Source organism: Paraburkholderia sp. J11-2 (genome assembly GCF_905220185.1).
Lineage (GTDB): Bacteria > Pseudomonadota > Gammaproteobacteria > Burkholderiales > Burkholderiaceae > Paraburkholderia.
The window spans coordinates 33390-49834 of the sequence record NZ_CAJMYY010000020.1 but is presented as its reverse complement, the minus strand read 5'-3'; the positions used below and the strand labels follow the sequence as shown (position 1 = coordinate 49834).

Below are 16445 nucleotides of genomic sequence, written 5' to 3'. Positions count from 1 at the left end.
ATCCGGTCACGATCTATTGACGGAGAGAACACATGTGGAAGGATGAATCGCTTGTCGGCAAACGCGTGCTGGTCACGGCCGGCGCGGACGGCATCGGACTGGAAATCACGCGAGCCTTCGTGGAAGCGGGTGCGCGCGTGGCCGTCTGCGACGTTGCGGGGCAAAGTCTGGAGCGCATCGCGGCCGAGTTGCCCGGCGTGCTCGCCATCAAGGCGGACGTCTCGAACGAAGGCGACGTCGCGGCGCTCTTCGAGCGCATTGACGCAACGCTCGGCGGTCTCGACGTGCTCGTCAACAACGCGGGCGTGGCCGGCCCGACCGGCGGTGTCGAAACGCTGACGCTTGCCGACTGGGAACGCACGCTCGCCGTCAACGTCACCGGCCAGTTCCTCTGCGCGCGGGCCGCGGTGCCGCGCTTGCGCAACGGTCGCGCGCCGGCAATCGTGAACCTCTCGTCGGCAGCGGGACATCTGGGCATGCCGGGGCGCTCGGCCTACTCGGCCTCGAAGTGGGCCGTGGTGGGCTTTACGAAGTCGCTGGCGCTCGAACTCGGGCCGCAGGGCATTCGTGTGAACACCGTGTTGCCCGGCGCCGTCGACGGCCCACGCATCCGCGCCGTGATCGCGGCCAAGGCGGCTTCGCTCGGCAAGCCGCTCGAGGACGTGACGCGCAGCTACACCTCGCAGGCCGCACTGGGCCGCATGGTGACCATGCGCGACATCGCCTGCATGGTGCGCTTTGCCTGCAGCGATCAGGCCGCGAACGTGCACGGCCAGGAACTCGTCGTCGACGGCCTCACGCAGGCACTCAGCTAGGTCGTCGCGCTCACGTCGAACCGGGCAGCCGCCCCACCCCAATCAGGAAGAGCAAGGAGACCCCATGGCCAAGCGAGCCAAAGCCATCATCACCTGCGCGCCCACCGGCGCGATCCATACGCCGAGCATGTCGCCGCATCTGCCCGTCACCGCCGACGAGATCGCCACGGCAGCCATCGACGCCGCTCGCGCCGGTGCTGCAGTTCTGCACCTCCACGCGCGCGACCCGCGCGATGGGCGGCCCTCTCAGGACCCCGAACTGTTTCGCCCGTTCCTCTCGAAGATCAGCGCGGCCACCGACGCGGTGATCAATATCACCACGGGCGGCAGTCCGCATATGACTGTCGAGGAACGCATGCGTCCGGCCACCACCTTCAAGCCAGAGCTGGCGTCGCTCAACATGGGCTCGATGAACTTCGGCCTCTTCCCGATGCTGGAGCGATTCAAGGATTTCGAGCACGACTGGGAGCGCGAGCATCTGGAAAACAGCCGCAACCTCATCTTCAAGAACACCTATCAGGACATCGAGAACATCCTGCGTATCGGTGCGGCGAACGGCACCCGCTTCGAATTCGAGTGCTACGACATCAGCCATCTTTACAATCTCAAGCACTTCGTCGACCGGGGTCTCGTGACGGGCCCCGTGTTCGTGCAGACGGTGTTCGGCATTCTCGGCGGCATTGGCGCGGACCCCGAGGACCTGATGCACATGCACCGGACAGCGCAACGCCTGTTTGGCGAGCGCTTTCGCTGGTCGGTCCTCGGTACGGGACGCAACCAGATTCCGCTCGCGACCATTGGCGCCGCCATGGGCTCGAACGTGCGCGTGGGTCTCGAGGATTCGCTCTGGATCGGGCCAGGCCAGCTCGCCGCGTCGAGCGCGGAACAGGTCTTGCGCATCCGCGCCGTGCTCGACGCCCTTAACATCGATGTGGCAACGCCTGCCGAAGCACGCGACATACTGGAACTGAAGGGCGCGAGGGACACGGCGTTCTGAATCTACTGAGCTGCCTGTCCCGACCGCCCCTTTCAACTGACCACCCGGGTCGCCACGCCGGCACAAGCCGCCGGCGTGCCTTGGAGACTTCCGATCATGCCTACCGCTCATGCTTGCGGCGCCTCGCTGTCGCGCCCGGCCGATCGCACACTGACCGCATTGCTGTTTCGCAAGCTGATGCCGTTGCTCGTGCTGGCCTACGTCATCAGCTTCGTTGACCGAACCAATATTGCGCTTGCCAAGGCGCACATTGCCGTCGATCTGCACATCTCGGCGGCCGCGTATGGGCTGGGCGCCGGTCTTTTCTTTCTGTCCTATGCCCTGCTGGAGGTGCCGAGCAACCTCATCATGCATCGCGTGGGCGCGCGCTTCTGGATCGCGCGCATCATGGTGACGTGGGGCGTGCTTTCGGCCGCGATGGCCTTCGTGCAGGGGCCAGTCTCGTTCTACGTCATGCGTGTGCTGCTGGGTGCGGCGGAAGCGGGCCTCTTTCCCGGCGTGATGCTGTACCTGACCTACTGGTTTGGTCAGGAAGACCGCGCACGGGCCATTGGCTACTTTCTGCTTGGCGTGTGTCTCGCCAATATCGTGGGCGGGCCGCTGGGCGGCGCACTGCTGGAAATGGACGGGATCCTGGGCTTCAAGGGCTGGCAGTGGATGTTCCTGATCGAAGGCGTGCCCGCAATCCTGCTCGCATTCGTGGTCTGGAAGAAGCTGCCTGACGGCCCGGAATCCGCGGCGTGGCTCACCCCGGCGCAGGCGCAGGAGGTGCGACAGCGCCTCGGCACCGAAACCGGGAGCCATGCAGCCACCGGCGGGCACACGTTCCTTGGTGCGCTGCGCGATGGCCAGGTGTGGCTCGCGATCTTCATTTACTTCTGCCACCAGATCGCTATTTATACGGTGATCTTCTTTCTGCCCGGCATTATCGGAACGTATGGCAAGCTCACCCCGCTGCAGATCGGCTCGCTCAATTCGCTGCCGTGGGTCGTTGCAGCAGTAGGTGCGGCATGGTTGCCCCAATACGCAAGCACGGCACGCCGCGGACGGCTGCTGCTTGTCGTCGGTCTCGTCGTCATGGCCGCTGGCATGCTGCTCGCCGCGTCGAGCGGGCCGGTCCTTGGCCTCGTCGGCTTCTCGCTCACCGCGCTGATGTTCTTCGTCGTGCAGTCGATCGTGTTCGTATTCCCGTCGTCGCGGCTCAAAGGCGCGGCGCTCGCAGGCGGGCTCGCGATCATCAACACGTGCGGACTCGTGGGCGGCTTCGTCGGGCCATCGGTCATGGGCGTGATCGAACAGACCACGGGCAGCACGCGCTACGGACTCGTCGTCATCGCGGTGCTGCTGCTCGTCGCGGCTATCGGTGCGCCGTTCATGCGGCAGGGGCACGAATAAGCGTCGCCACAGGGGTCGTTCTGCAACACGGCCACCCGAACGCGAAGGCTCGCAAACACGATGCCGCCATTCCAGGCGGCATTTTTCGTTTGCGCGCGCTGACACCCACCATGGGATGCGAGACGCCCTGATCGCTGGGCGGGCCCCGGCGGATCAAAGTCCTGCAATGCTCGCAAACATCACGAACTCGCCTGATCACCCACAGGCCTAAGCGCCAGAATCTCGCGAGCCTGTTTCGCCGTAGCAACCGGCCGCCCAAATTCGCCGCACAGCGCAGCCACTCGCTCAACCAACTGAGCATTGCTTTTCGCGAGCGTGTCCTTATCCCAGCGCACGTTGTCCTCGAGACCCGTGCGGCAGTGGCCGCCCATTTCGAGCGTCCAGCGGTTCACCTCCAGCTGATGGCGACCAATACCCGCGGCAGTCCACGTTGCCGTCGGCAGCAGCTTGTTCAGTTGAGCGACTTCGAATTCAAGGATTTCGCGCCGGGCTGGCAATGCGTTCTTCACGCCAAACACGAACTGCACGTGCACGGGCTCCTTCAGAAGACCTTGCTGAACCAGATCCACGGTGCTGTAAAGCATCGCCAGATCGAAGATTTCGATTTCGGGCTTCACGTCGAGGTCGAGCATCGTCTGCGCTAACGAGCGCACGAAATCCGGCGGGTTTTCGTAGACGATGGTCGGAAAATTCACCGAGCCGGTGGCCAGCGATGCCATATCGGGTCGCAAATCGAGCATCGCGCCGCGCTGCTCGAACGAGCGCCCGCGTCCGCCCGTCGAAAACTGGATGACGATGTCCGGGCAGTGCTTGCGGATGCCCTCCTGAAGCGCTGCGAAACGGCTGCGATCGGAACTGGAGCGCTCCTCTTCGTCACGCACATGCAGGTGCACGAGTGTCGCCCCCGCCTCATAGGCCTCGTGCGTACTTTCGATCTGCTCTGGCACCGAAATCGGCACGGCCGGGTTGTCCTTCTTGCGCGGCACGGAACCCGTAATGGCGACGGAAATGATGCAGGGCTGCTTCAAGGTCGAACTCATCGTGACACCTTTTTCCATGTACAGACATCAGGCTATTTGCGCCGAAGGAGCACTGAACACAAGCAGCCCGAGTCGCCCAAGGATAGGCTGACGCCGGTCGGACAGCAATATTTCGAACGGCCGTGGCGCGCGTTTATCGCACGCGCGCGTGCGATAAACGCTCACTTGCCGGGTTTGCACCGAGAGGCAGCCTACCGACTCCTCCTTGCCCGCCATAACTTAGTGATACGAAACAATCGAGTTGTCTTGACCGGCAAGCACGAGCGTGCCGACCTCCCCCGATGCAACTTCTCGGGCGAACTCGCCAATTTAATCATAAAATGTACCACTTAGTTAATTTAGGCGACTTACACTGGTATGTCCAAGCAAGCGAACACAGAACCGATCCCCGCTCCGGCCCGGATCGGCTTTACCCTGGCAGGTCTCGCCGGCCTGCTCCTGGGGCTTTACTTCACCATCGGCGGCAGCATGCTCATCGCGCGCGGCGGCAGCGGGTATTACCTGCTGGCGGGTCTCGCGCTCTGCGCAACCGGCGTGCAGCTCGCACGGCGCCGCTCCAGTGCGTTCGTCATCTACCTCGTCCTGCTGATCGCCACGGCGCTATGGGCCGTGTGGGAAGCCGGCTTCGACTTCTGGCCGCTGAACACGCGCATCTTCATGTTCTCGATGATCGGCATGCTGCTCGCGCCAGCCTGGCCCGCGCTGCGCCGGGGCGAAGGCAAGACGCCGGCGCGCGGCGCGGCCTGGGGCCTTGCCGCCGTGCTGCTCGCCTGCAACGTCGCGTTCGGCTACGGCATGTTCGTCCCACACGGCAAATTCGGCGCCGAAACGCCCACGCCCACGGCCGGCAACACCGGCACCGAAGACTGGACCGCCTACGGCCACTCGGCCGGCGGCGACCGCTTCGCGGGCAATGCGCAGATCAACCGCGACAACGTGAAGAACCTTCAGGTTGCGTGGACCTTCCACACCGGCGACACGCCGATGAGCCCCGACGGCGGCGGCTCGGAAGACCAGGAAACCCCGCTGCAGGTCGGCAAGACGCTGTTCCTGTGCTCGCCGCACAACACCGTGATCGCCGTGGACGCCGCCACCGGCACGCAAAAGTGGCGTCATGAATTCCCGACCAAAACCACGGTTTGGGTGCGCTGCCGCGGCCTCGCCTACTTCGACGCGACGAGGCCGCTCGTGCAGCCCACCGTCGCCGGATCGACGCCGGTGTCGCCGATTGCCGCCCCGGCCGATGGAACCGATGCGGCCGCCTGCCGCCGTCGCATCTTCATGAACACGATCGACGCGAAACTCGTCGCGCTCGACGCCGACACGGGCAAGCTCTGCGACGATTTCGGCGACCACGGCATCATCGACCTGAAGGCGGGGCTCGGCAAAGCGAAGAGTCCGCTGTACCAGCTCACGTCCGCGCCGACGGTCGCGGGCACGACCGTGGTCACGGGTGGCCGGGTGGCCGACAACGTCTCGCTCGACATGCCGGGCGGCGTGATCCGCGGCTTCGACGTGATGACCGGCAAGATGAAGTGGGCGTTCGATCCGGGCAATCCGGACGACCACGCCGAGCCGGCGCAGGGCAAGATCTTCACGCGCTCGACGCCGAACGTGTGGGCGCCGATGACCTATGACGCGACGTCGAACGCCGTCTACATGCCGGTGGGCAACGCGGCGATCGACCTGTGGGGCGTGAAGCGCACCGCGCTCGACGAGAAGTACGGCGCGTCGATTCTCGCGCTCGACGCCACCACAGGCGCCGAAAAGTGGCACTTCCAGACCGTTCACCACGATCTCTGGGACTACGACGTGCCGATGCAGCCCACGCTCATCGACTTCCCGATGCAGGACGGCAAGCGCGTGCCGGCCCTCATCGTCGGCACCAAGATGGGCCAACTGTTCGTGCTCGACCGCCTCACCGGCAAGCCGCTCACGAAGGTCATCGAGCATCCGGTCAAGCCCGCCACGATTCCCAACGAGCCCTACGCGAAGACGCAGCCGCTCTCCGTGGGCATGCCGCAGATCGGCGCCGAAGTGCTCAAGGACTCGGACATGTGGGGCGTCACGCCGATCGACCAGCTCATGTGCCGCGTGATCTTCCGCGGCATGCGCTACGACGGTCTCTTCACCGCGCCGGACACCGACCGCTCGCTCAGCTTCCCGGGCTCGCTCGGCGGCATGAACTGGGGCGGCCTCTCGTACGACCCGAACGCGGACATGATCTATGTGAACGACATGCGCCTCGGTCTGTGGGTCCATCTCGAGAAGGCAAAGAACCGCAGCGGCGCCTCGGACGGCAACGAAGCCGTGAACGCCGGCATGGGCGCGGTGCCGCTTGGCGGCACGCCGTACTCGGTGCTCAAGGACCGCTTCTTCTCGCCGCTCGGCATTCCCTGCCAGAAGCCGCCGTTCGGCAGCCTCACTGCCGTCGACCTGAAGACGCGCAGCATCGCATGGCAAGTGCCGCTCGGCACGGTGAAGGACACGCGCCTCTACGGCGTGCAGATGCAGATGCCCTCGCCCATCGGCATGCCGACCATTGGCGGCTCGCTCACGACGGGTGGCGGCCTCGTATTCTTCGCGGCGACCCAGGACTACTACCTGCGCGCCTTCGATAGCTCGACGGGCAAGGAAGTGTGGAAGGCGCGTCTGCCGGTCGGCAGCCAGGGGACGCCGATGAGCTACACCGTCGACGGCAAGCAGTACATCGTCATTTCGGCGGGCGGCGCGCGCCAGTCGCCGGATCGCGGCGACTACGTGATTGCTTACGCATTGCCTGATCAGAAGTAAGCGTCGAACCAGACCGTATTCGGGAGGGTCGGCATGCCGATCGCCGGTGTGCCGCGCCCTCCCTTTTCTGCTTTACCCATGCGTCATTCTTTTCTCGTACCCTGCGCGTTGCGCTTCGGCGTCGCTGCAACCGCGCTCGTGGCTCACGCCGCCGCCGTCCACGCACAAAGCACCGTGACGCTTTATGGCTCGATCGACACGAGCATCGAAGTCACGAACCCTGGCGCGGGTTACGTCGCCCGCATGGATTCCGGTGCGTATCGCGGCTCGCGCTTCGGCGTGCGCGGCGCCGAGGATATCGGCGACGGCGTCAAGATTCTGTTCGACCTTGAAAACGGTTTCAGCTCCGCTGACGGCACCCTCGCCGTTGCGAACACCCTGTTCAACCGTCAAGCGTGGATCGGTGTCGGCACGCCCTACGGCACGCTGCGCATGGGCCGCCAATATTCTCCGATCTATATCCCATTCAAGGGTCAGCTCGATGCATTCGGTGCTGGCACGATCGCCTCGGGCCTGAACAATCTCTCGAAGATCACGCCCTACGAAAGCAATGCGCTCACGTATCTTTCGCCCGAAGTGCACGGCTTTTCCACCACGATCATGGCTTCGCTGCGCGACGCAACGGATGGCGACGGCAACGGACTCGCCGGCCACATCGAAACGTTCTCGTGGCACGAAGGCTCATTGCGCCTCTCGTACGCGCACCAGCAAACCCACGGTAGCGGCGCACTGCGCGCGAACCTGGGCGGCGTCTCCTATGCGTTCGGCCCGTTGACCGGATTCCTTTCGTATTTCAACGGGGACGGCGGTACGCCGCGATATCACAACGATGGCGTGTCCGTCTCCGCGCGCTATGCGGCGAGCGCGCGTTTTCGGGCGTCGCTCGGCTATGCCTGGCTGCGTGACCGCTCAGGAGGCGACAACGATGCCGACCAGTTCAGCGCCGCATGCGAATACGATCTCTCGAAGCGGGTGCTGCTCTACGCGAGCGCCGGTTGGCTTCGTAATCGCGGGCAAGCGGAATTCACCCTGAAAGGCGTGAACGTGACCGGCCTTACGCCTTCCTGGCCCGGCGCTTCCGTGCGAGGCGTTCAGCTGGGGATGATCGACCGCTTTTAGACTGACGTTCGCCACAGCGGCGTTATTAACTATTCAGTATACAAATCGTATGACATACACCCCTCGTACCCAGGGATAGCGAGCATTAAAGTCGAACCCTTCATGCCGATAGTGTTAACCAGTTGGTTAATTTCACCTATCGCCATCCTGCCTATCCGCCAGACATGAAAGTTTCGACCAAGCTCGCCTTACTTGCCGGCACCGCACTCATCGGTTTGCTTTGCATCGCCGCCATCACGTTGACACAACTGAAACAGGCGCTCGTCGAGGGCCGTCAGGAGCAGATCCAGAATCTGCTTCTGAAGGCCGAGCACCTGGTCCTTTACTATCAGTCGCTGGAATCCCAGGGGAAGATGACGCGCGCGGATGCACAAGCCGCGGCGAAAACCGCCATCGGTCAGCTGAATGCGAACAGTAAGAGCTACTTCTGGGTAACGACGTCAGACAGCATCAATCTCGTCCATCCCGTGGCGGACTTGATTGGCAAGAAGTCCGGCGGCAACCGCACGACTTCCGGGGACCTCACCGATACTCAGGCCTACGCCCAGGGACTCGCCGTCAACCATATCGCGCTCGTCGACGTGCTGATCCACCGCACCCCGACGAGCCCGCTGGAGCCCAAATTGCAGGGCGTCGTGGCCATTCCCGCATGGCAATGGTGGATCGGTACGGGGTTTTTCTACGACGACATCGACGCCGCTTTCTGGCGCGTTGCGCGGACCATGCTCGCCGTCTCCTCGCTCATCTTCGCGATGGTCGGCGTCATGGCATGGTCGATGATGCGTGGCATTCGCCGTGCGCTGGGCGGTGAGCCTGTCGACGCTGCCGAATTCGCCGCGCAGATCGCAGCCGGCAATCTCGCTGCACACATCGAGCTTCACGCTGGCGACAGATCGAGCCTGCTCCACGCGCTCAGCGAAATGCGCGGCAAGCTGCGAGAACTGGTTCAAGGCATTCAGCAATCGAGCGACTCGATTGCAACCGGCGCGTCGGAGATCGCGCACGGCAATACCGACCTCTCGCAACGTACCGAAGAACAGGCGGCCTCGCTGGAGGAAACGGCGGCCAGCATGGAGCAATTGACCGCCACGGTGAAGCAGAATGCAGACAACGCCCGGCAGGCTCGCCAACTCGCCACACTCGCTTCCGATGCGACGGGCCGGGGCGGGTCCGCAGTCGACGAAGTCATCCTGACCATGCGGGGAATTGCCGAAGAATCGAGAAAAATCGAAGAGATCATCGGCACCATCGAAGGCATTGCATTTCAGACCAACATTCTCGCGCTCAATGCGGCCGTCGAGGCCGCGCGCGCCGGCGAGGAAGGTCGCGGATTCGCGGTCGTCGCCGGAGAGGTCCGCGCGCTCGCGCAGCGCAGTGCGTCGGCTGCGAAGGATATCAAGGCGCTCATTGGCGCTTCGGTGGGACGCGTGGACGAAGGTACGGGTCAGGTCGCGCTTGCGGGCGAAAGAATGAAGGAGATCGTGCATTCCATCACGCGCGTGAGCGACATCATGGGCGAGATTGAATCGGCCTCCGTCGAGCAAAGCACGGGCATCGAGGAAGTCAATCGCGCGGTTTCGCAGATGGATGAGGTCACCCAGCAAAATGCGGCGCTCGTTGAAGAGGCTGCCGCGGCCGCCGCAGCGCTCGACGAGCAGGCGGCACGGTTGCGCGCGACAGTCGGTGCGTTCAGGCTTGCGCCGTGAGCGCTAAGCGCGCGCGATGACCGTGCCGCGCAACTGAGCAGGCAAACAGGCAGCTTTACAGGCGGCGCCGCTTGAGGCGTCGCTTCAAAACGCGCCGCCGCGCGAATCGGCGCCCTGTTGATAGTGGCGGTTGGTCTGTTGCGGATTCCGGTTGACCAGTGGCCGTGCATAAAGCGGGTGATGCAAACTCCGCACTTCGTGTTCGAGTTCGAAGCAACGCGCGCCCGATGCAGGATTCACGATGCTGGCAAAGCGGAACTGATGGGGCTCTTCACCATAGACCACGCCGTGTTCGGCCAGACGCGCGTACGGCTCCGAAAAACTCGCGGCGTACACCGCAATGTGATGCCCGTCGTACTCGGGAATCGGCTCTGAAGTTTCCGCATAGAGCAGTTGCTGATGCGTTCCGACGCCGATCACGGCGCACTGCGCGCCGTCCTGGTCCTGCACGGCAACCGGCGTGCGGAAAACATCCCGATAGAAGTCGGCGATCTGGGCAGCGCTGCCGACCGGCACATCGAGCTTGACGAACGCCATTCCCAAATCGATTTTCGACCACGGAGCCGAGTCCGGGCGGCGCTGGGGATCGAGGCAGTGATAGCGATTCCCCCATGGACAGGTCACCTCAACGTAGCCCGCGCGTTCGGCCCATGCGAACTGCGTGTCGCTGAGCAGCGGCGCAACCGCTTGCAGGCGCGTGACGAGCGCATCCAGCTCACCGACGACGATACCGACGCTGCCTCTTACGCGCTGTGCTTCTCCGGTCGGCAAATGAACCTGCGATCGGCCGATATTGATCCACATATTGTTCACGCCGGTCATCATGAACGGGTCGCGCGTGAGCCCGAGACCGCTCACGTAAAAGGTGGTGGCGAGAAGCTGGTCAGGCACCCGAAGATTGACGTGCTCGAGCAGAATCAGGTTACCTGTATCGTCGGCTGCGTAGATATGTTCCATTGGGTCGGCGTGGCGATCGGGAGCTGTTAAAGGAACCGCGAGACGTCCTGCAAAATTATGCCGCATCACGGCACAGGTTCCGCCAAGCATTCAGGTTCGCATTTTTCAGCCGACGCGTCGAGTCATATGGCTCGCGCCCAGTTCGTCGGGCCGGCACACGCCAAGCAGGGCCATGTTGCGCATCATCTCGGCGGCGACGATCGCAAACGCATGCAGGATGCCCGCCTGCCCGGCCACCGCGCCCGCGTAGTTGAACGGCCTGCCGATAAAGACCGCCCGCGCGCCCAGCGCGAGCGCCATGAGCACGTCGCCGCCGCGCCGGAATCCGCTGTCGATCATCACGGGGCACGCGTCGTCCACGGCGGCCACCACGGCGGGCAGCGCGCGCAGCGGCGCGATCGATCCGTCGAGCTGACGCCCGCCATGATTCGACACGATCAGTCCATCGGCCCCAAGCTCGCGGGCGCGGCGCGCATCGTCGGGATTCAGGATGCCCTTGACGACAAGCTTGCCTGGCCATTGCTGCCGGATCAGCTTCACATGCTCCCAGTTCAGATGATCGCGGGCGCCGAAGTCGCGCAGCACGTTCGACGAAAGAATCGGCGCGCCGCGCGCCGTGCGCGAGTTTTCAAAGTGCGGCATGCCGTGCCGCCACAACGTGCGCAACGCCGTGCCCAGCAGCCAGCGCGGGTGCGTCGCGCCATCCCACGCCAGCCGCAGCGTGGGCCGCAGCGGCGTCGAGAAGCCCGCGCGCAGGTTGTTCTCCCGGTTGCCCGACACGGGCACGTCGGCGGTCAGGACCAGCGTGCGAAAGCCCGCGTTCGCCACGCGTTCGAGCAGCGCCGAGATCTTGTCGGGCTCGCCGGGCACGTACATCTGAAACCACGCCTGCGGGTTGGCCGCGCAGATCTCCTCCATGCGGATGAGCGAGGAGCCGCTCATGATCATCGGCACATTGGCGAGCGCCGCCGCTTGCGCCTGGATCAGGTCGCCACGATACGCCGTGAGCGCGCTGATGCCCATGGGCGCGATGCCGAAAGGCGCCGCATAGGTTTGGCCGAACAGCGTCGTCTCCAGCGTGCGCTGCGACGTATCGACCAGCACGCGCGGCGCCCAGTCGTAGTCCTCGAACGCGCTGCGATTCTCGCGCAGCGAGCGGTCGGTCTCGCAGCCTCCGCTCACATAGGCGAAGATCGGCGGCGGCAGATGGCGGCGCGCCATGACTTCGAAGTCCGCGAGCGACAACACGCGCGCGAGACGCCGCGGAATGTGCGGTGACGCCGCGGCGCGCGGCGCGGTGTGATTGGCGAGCGGATAGTCGCGCAGGTTGAACGTATCTGACATGATTCCGATGCGAGGTCGAACGGCCGTTCTCAGGCGACGCGCGGCAACGCAATGCCGGGCACGCCAACGTCGGCCACGAGCACGCTGCCGCTCTTCGATTCGGTGATGAAAATGTGCTGCCGCTGCGCTCCGCCGAAAGCCAGATTGGTCACCGTCTCGCCCGCGCACGACTTCACGCGCGCAATGCATTCGCCATTCGGAGCAAACACGAATACCTGCCCGAGCGACGCGTGCGCGACGTACAGGTTGCCGGCTTCGTCCATCGCGAGCCCATCGGGGCCGCTCGTGCCAAAGAGCGAACAGAAGCGCCCCACTTTCGCGGTGCCGCCGTTCGCGAGCAGCGGCACGCGCCACACCGCGTTATCGCGCGTCATCGCGACGAACAGCACGCGTCCGGACGGGTCGAGCACGAGCCCGTTCGGGCTCACACCGTTCGCAAGCAGGCAGTCGAGACGGCCATCCGCGCTCAGGCGGTACACGCGGCCCGTCGGGTCTTGCAGGCCCGTTTGACCCTGGTCCGTGAAATAGATGTCACCATTGGCGGCGATCGCGAGATCGTTGCAGCCCTTGAACGATTCGCCGTTGCGCGACACCAGCAGCGGCTCCACGCGCCCCGTTTGCGGATCGAGCTGCATGATGCCGTTGCGATAGTCGGCAATCAGAATGCGGCCGTCCGGGTGAAACTTGAGACCGTTCGGCTCGCCGTCGTATTGGGCGACCAGCGTCCAGTCCCCTTCCTTGCCGATGCGAAAAATCCTGCCGAACGGAATGTCCACCACGTACAGGCGCCCTTGCGCGTCGAACGACGGCCCTTCGAGGAAACTGTCGACGCTCTGCCCTGCCTTGTTGGCGTTCGCCCATGCCGACGCAACAGCGCGCTGGCGAAAATGCTCGGGCATCGCGGAAAACACGCGCGTTTCGATAACGCGCGGCGGTTGATCGAGATAGAACATGTCGTAACCTTCTGCCTGGTGTTATCCGGAGATCTGTTCGAGACTCAGGCCACGCGAGCGCGGACCGAAGAATCCAATCGTCAGGACGACTACGAACATCGATCCTGCGATGAGCGTGAACACGCCCGCCACGCCCATATGCCGCAGAAAGAAACCGATGAGGAAGCCCGAGAGCATCGCGCTGATGCGGCTCGCCGAATACACGAGCCCGATGGCGCGTGCCCGCATCCGGGTGGGAAAGAGTTCTGCCTGATAGGTGCGATACGAGAACGTCATGCAATTGCCGGCGAGCGTCATCAAGAGACCCATCGCAACGAGCAGCGTGGGATCGCGCTGCTGCGCGAAAATCACGCCGAGCACGGCCATGGCGGCGGCCGAGCCCACGATCAGCCATTTGCGCTCCACGCGGTCGGCGATCAGCATGGAGAGCAGCGGCCCGAGCGGGCTGGCAATGGCGATGAGAAACGAATACCAGAGGCTGTGCGTGAGCGTCACGCCTTTCTCCGCCAGCAAGGTGGGCACCCAGCTCGCAAAACCGTAATAGCCGATCGACTGGAAGAAGTTGAATACCAGCAGCATCACCGTGCGGCGGCGATAGCGGTTGCTCCAGGGGCCATCGTTCGACGCAGACTGACTCGTTGCTTGCGCAACGTTCTGCGCGCTCGAAGATGCGCTCGCCGCAGCCGGCAAGGGCTTGCCCGTCGCGCGTTCGATGCGCCGTTCGAGCCGCGTGACGATCGCCTCGGCTTCGGCCATGCGGCCGTGCTGGATCAGCCAGCGCGGGCTCTCGGGCAGCCCGAGCCGGATCAGCCAGACGAATACCGCGCCCGAGCAGCCGATCCACACGACCCAGCGCCAGCCGTCGTGGCCGAACGGCGCGATCGGCACCAGTTGCCACGACAGAAAGGCAATGGTGGGAATCGAGGTGTACTGAATCGCCTGCACGAATGCGAATGCGCGGCCGCGCAGGCGCGCAGGCACGAACTCCGAGACATACGCGTCGATGGTCACAAGCTCCGCGCCCACGCCAATGCCCGCGACCACGCGCCAGAACACGACCCATACGGGATCGCTTTGCAGCGACATCATCACGGCGGCGAACGTATAGCAGAGCAGCGCCCCGACGAACACGCGGCGCCGGCCCAGGCGGTCAGCAACGAATGCCACGCCAATCGTGCCGATGAAGAGCCCGAGAAAAAGCGCCGCGACGAAGGCGCCCAGGCCGCCCAGATCGAACAGCGACGCCGTCGTCTTCGTGAAGATGCCCGCCTTCACGAGCCCCGGCGCGATGTAGGCGGTGAGAAACATGTCGTAGATCTCGAACCAGCCGCCCATGGCGAGCGCGGCGATCAACAGCCACACGGGCGCGCTGGGCGGCAGGCGGTCGAGGCGCGCCGAGATCTGGCGCGCGTGGGCGTCGGGTGCGAGCGCCGCGTGGGGTGCGGCGTGCGGTGCAAGCGCATCGTGGTTCGCGCCTGCCACGTCGTGCGCGTCGGCGGTGTTTGAATAGGGATGCATGGCCTCGTCTCCTGATTGTTGTGCTGGCGATGCCGCCGCGGCCGGGGCGGCATCGGCGGCCTATGCCGCGCGAAGGATTCGCTCGATGCGCCGGCGGCGCTTACACCGGGCAGCCCTTCTTGCGCAGCAGCGCGTTGAAGCGCTCCGGGTCGGCCGTGCCCGCCGCGTTGCTCGCGCGGATCGCCGCTTCCTTGTCCGCGTGTGCGCGCACGAGCGGCAGCAGCGCGTCGAGCCGATCCACCGGCACGGCGATCACGCCGTCCGCATCGCCCATCACGAGATCGCCGGGGTTCACGACGAGGCCCCCACACGCGACCGGCACGTTGACTTCACCGGGGCCCTCCTTGCTCGGCCCGCGGAACGTGTGGCCGCGCGCATAGACCGGGATCACGCCCTCGGCCCATTCCGCGAGATCGCGGATCGCGCCGTCTACCACGAAGCCGCCAATGTGCTTCGTGAGGGCCGACGTGCGCATGAGGCCGCCGATCAGCGCCTGGGTCAGGTCGCCGCCGCCGTCGATCACGATCACGTCGCCGGGCTGCGCGAGTTCGATCGCCTTGTGGATCATCATGTTGTCGCCGGGGCGCACGCGCACCGTGAGGGCCGGCCCGCACATCGTGAGCGAAACCGAGTGGTGATAGGCCGTCAGACCCATCGCACCGATGCTGCGGCCAAGGCAATCGCCTGCGTGCGCGACGGGCACGTTGCGAAACGCTTCGACCTGCGCGGGCGTCGGCAGCGACGTGCGTTGACCGACGAAGAAGCCTGCGGGCCAGCCGGCCCGATCCTGCGACGTATTCATGCGATGACCTTTTTTTCGGAGTGGAGAGCGTCGGGGTTCACGCAGCTCTTGGCGTCGACGCCCTCGCCGCGCAGATAGCGCAAACAGATTTCGGCGGCGCTCACCGCGACGGCATCGAGCGCGTCGGGCGTCGAGCCGCCCACATGCGGCGTGAGCACCACGTTTGGCAGCGCGGCCAGCGGATCGTCCGCGCCGAGCGGCTCGTTGCGAAAGGTGTCGAGGCCCGCGGCGGCGAGTTTGCCGCTTTGCAGCGCCGCGACGAGCGCGGCTTCGTCGATCAGCTCGCCGCGCGCCGTGTTCACGACGATGGCGCCGTCGGGCAGCCGCGCGATGGCGTTTGCGTCGAGCAGATTGCGCGTGTGCGCATTGACGGGGCAATGCAGGCTCAGCACGTCCGCCTGCGCCAGCAGATCCTCGACCGAGCGTTCGAGCGTGACGAAAGACTGCGCGCCTGACTGCGTCGCGACGGGATCGAAAGCACGCACCGTCATGCCGAGCGCGTGTGCGATCGCCGCGACGCTGCGGCCGATCTGGCCATAGCCGATGAGACCGAGCGTGCGCCCATGCAACTGGCGGCCGTCGCCCGTGCGGGTCCAGCGGCCCGCGCGCAATTCGCTGTCGTAGTAGTTGACCTTGCGCGCGGCGCCCAGCATGAGCGCCATCGTCAATTCGGCGACGGAATGCGTGTTGGTGCCGGGCGTGGTGAAAACGGGAACGCCGTGGCGCGTGGCGGCTTCAACGTCGATGTTCGTCACGCCCACGCCGTGCTTGCAGATGACGCGCAGCGACGGGCAGCTCGCGATCGCCGCCCCGGAAAGCTCGACGGTGCGCGAAATCACGGCGTCGATGGGCTGGGTGGCAAGAATGTGGGCGACCTGGGCGGCGTTCTGCGCGTCGTCGATATAGACGACTTCGCACTGCGCCGTGGCCAGCACCCTTCGCCCGGCCTGCGCGAGACGCGGCGCCGTGACGAGAATTCGGTGGGACATGGGTGTCTCCTTCTGTC

Annotated in this window: 13 protein-coding genes; 6 read left to right on the top strand and 7 right to left on the bottom strand. The window is 64.9% G+C overall.

The features are described 5' to 3' along the window. The first annotated feature begins 32 nt into the window (after positions 1–32). From U5A57_RS26105 to U5A57_RS26095, 3 genes are all read left to right on the top strand, one after another. Positions 33–815: an SDR family oxidoreductase gene (locus U5A57_RS26105; RefSeq protein ID WP_321914519.1), complete on the top strand. Its 783-nt coding sequence runs from the start codon at positions 33–35 to the stop codon at positions 813–815. A 64-nt stretch (positions 816–879) separates the two neighbouring features. Then, positions 880–1812, top strand: a complete 933-nt coding sequence (locus U5A57_RS26100) for a 3-keto-5-aminohexanoate cleavage protein (protein WP_321914518.1) — start codon at positions 880–882, stop codon at positions 1810–1812. A gap of 96 nt (positions 1813–1908) precedes the next feature. Then, a complete protein-coding gene (locus U5A57_RS26095) occupies positions 1909–3207 on the top strand; it encodes an MFS transporter (RefSeq protein ID WP_321914517.1) in 1299 nt (432 codons plus the stop codon). A gap of 179 nt (positions 3208–3386) precedes the next feature. Here U5A57_RS26095 and U5A57_RS26090 read toward each other — a convergent pair whose 3' ends face one another. Next, positions 3387–4247, bottom strand: a complete 861-nt coding sequence (locus U5A57_RS26090) for a 3-keto-5-aminohexanoate cleavage protein (protein ID WP_321914516.1) — start codon at positions 4245–4247, stop codon at positions 3387–3389. A 357-nt stretch (positions 4248–4604) separates the two neighbouring features. Here U5A57_RS26090 and U5A57_RS26085 point away from each other — a divergent pair, with 357 nt between their 5' ends. From U5A57_RS26085 to U5A57_RS26075, 3 genes are all read left to right on the top strand, one after another. Next, on the top strand, positions 4605–7040 hold the full coding sequence (locus tag U5A57_RS26085; RefSeq protein ID WP_321914515.1) for a membrane-bound PQQ-dependent dehydrogenase, glucose/quinate/shikimate family: 2436 nt from the start codon (positions 4605–4607) through the stop codon (positions 7038–7040). A gap of 78 nt (positions 7041–7118) precedes the next feature. Then, complete coding sequence (locus U5A57_RS26080; RefSeq protein ID WP_321914514.1) at positions 7119–8159, top strand: porin; 1041 nt, start codon at positions 7119–7121, stop codon at positions 8157–8159. 164 nt (positions 8160–8323) lie between these two features. Beyond that, positions 8324–9865: a methyl-accepting chemotaxis protein gene (locus U5A57_RS26075; protein WP_321914513.1), complete on the top strand. Its 1542-nt coding sequence runs from the start codon at positions 8324–8326 to the stop codon at positions 9863–9865. A gap of 84 nt (positions 9866–9949) precedes the next feature. Here the strand turns inward: U5A57_RS26075 and U5A57_RS26070 are convergent, their stop codons facing one another. From U5A57_RS26070 to U5A57_RS26045, 6 genes are all read right to left on the bottom strand, one after another. Continuing rightward, positions 9950–10822 (bottom strand): glyoxalase/bleomycin resistance/dioxygenase family protein, encoded by an 873-nt coding sequence (locus tag U5A57_RS26070; protein ID WP_321914512.1) that lies wholly within the window; start codon positions 10820–10822, stop codon positions 9950–9952. A gap of 105 nt (positions 10823–10927) precedes the next feature. Beyond that, on the bottom strand, positions 10928–12166 hold the full coding sequence (locus U5A57_RS26065) for an alpha-hydroxy acid oxidase (protein WP_321914511.1): 1239 nt from the start codon (positions 12164–12166) through the stop codon (positions 10928–10930). Positions 12167–12195: 29 nt separating this feature from the next. After that, entirely contained in the window at positions 12196–13119 is a 924-nt protein-coding gene (locus tag U5A57_RS26060; protein ID WP_321914510.1) for an SMP-30/gluconolactonase/LRE family protein, read from the bottom strand. Between the two features lie 21 nt (positions 13120–13140). Next, positions 13141–14637: an MFS transporter gene (locus U5A57_RS26055; RefSeq protein ID WP_321914509.1), complete on the bottom strand. Its 1497-nt coding sequence runs from the start codon at positions 14635–14637 to the stop codon at positions 13141–13143. Between the two features lie 100 nt (positions 14638–14737). Continuing rightward, positions 14738–15439: an RraA family protein gene (locus U5A57_RS26050; RefSeq protein ID WP_321914508.1), complete on the bottom strand. Its 702-nt coding sequence runs from the start codon at positions 15437–15439 to the stop codon at positions 14738–14740. Beyond that, the gene (locus U5A57_RS26045) at positions 15436–16428 is read right to left on the bottom strand and encodes a hydroxyacid dehydrogenase (RefSeq protein ID WP_321914507.1); all 993 of its coding nucleotides are present in this window, start codon (positions 16426–16428) and stop codon (positions 15436–15438) included. The genes U5A57_RS26050 and U5A57_RS26045 overlap by 4 nt, the downstream gene beginning before the upstream one ends. Positions 16429–16445: the final 17 nt, after the last annotated feature.

Bases quoted from the DNA above. Each gene is read 5' to 3' on its own strand.
- U5A57_RS26050 (WP_321914508.1), bottom strand. From the start codon at position 15,439: ATGAATACGTCGCAGGATCGGGCCGGCTGGCCCGCAGGCTTCTTCGTC.
- U5A57_RS26105 (WP_321914519.1), top strand. From the start codon at position 33: ATGTGGAAGGATGAATCGCTTGTCGGCAAACGCGTGCTGGTCACGGCC.
- U5A57_RS26075 (WP_321914513.1), top strand. From the start codon at position 8,324: ATGAAAGTTTCGACCAAGCTCGCCTTACTTGCCGGCACCGCACTCATC.
- U5A57_RS26085 (WP_321914515.1), top strand. From the start codon at position 4,605: ATGTCCAAGCAAGCGAACACAGAACCGATCCCCGCTCCGGCCCGGATC.
- U5A57_RS26045 (WP_321914507.1), bottom strand. From the start codon at position 16,428: ATGTCCCACCGAATTCTCGTCACGGCGCCGCGTCTCGCGCAGGCCGGG.
- U5A57_RS26065 (WP_321914511.1), bottom strand. From the start codon at position 12,166: ATGTCAGATACGTTCAACCTGCGCGACTATCCGCTCGCCAATCACACC.
- U5A57_RS26100 (WP_321914518.1), top strand. From the start codon at position 880: ATGGCCAAGCGAGCCAAAGCCATCATCACCTGCGCGCCCACCGGCGCG.
- U5A57_RS26060 (WP_321914510.1), bottom strand. From the start codon at position 13,119: ATGTTCTATCTCGATCAACCGCCGCGCGTTATCGAAACGCGCGTGTTT.
- U5A57_RS26070 (WP_321914512.1), bottom strand. From the start codon at position 10,822: ATGGAACATATCTACGCAGCCGACGATACAGGTAACCTGATTCTGCTC.
- U5A57_RS26090 (WP_321914516.1), bottom strand. From the start codon at position 4,247: ATGAGTTCGACCTTGAAGCAGCCCTGCATCATTTCCGTCGCCATTACG.
- U5A57_RS26055 (WP_321914509.1), bottom strand. From the start codon at position 14,637: ATGCATCCCTATTCAAACACCGCCGACGCGCACGACGTGGCAGGCGCG.
- U5A57_RS26095 (WP_321914517.1), top strand. From the start codon at position 1,909: ATGCCTACCGCTCATGCTTGCGGCGCCTCGCTGTCGCGCCCGGCCGAT.
- U5A57_RS26080 (WP_321914514.1), top strand. From the start codon at position 7,119: ATGCGTCATTCTTTTCTCGTACCCTGCGCGTTGCGCTTCGGCGTCGCT.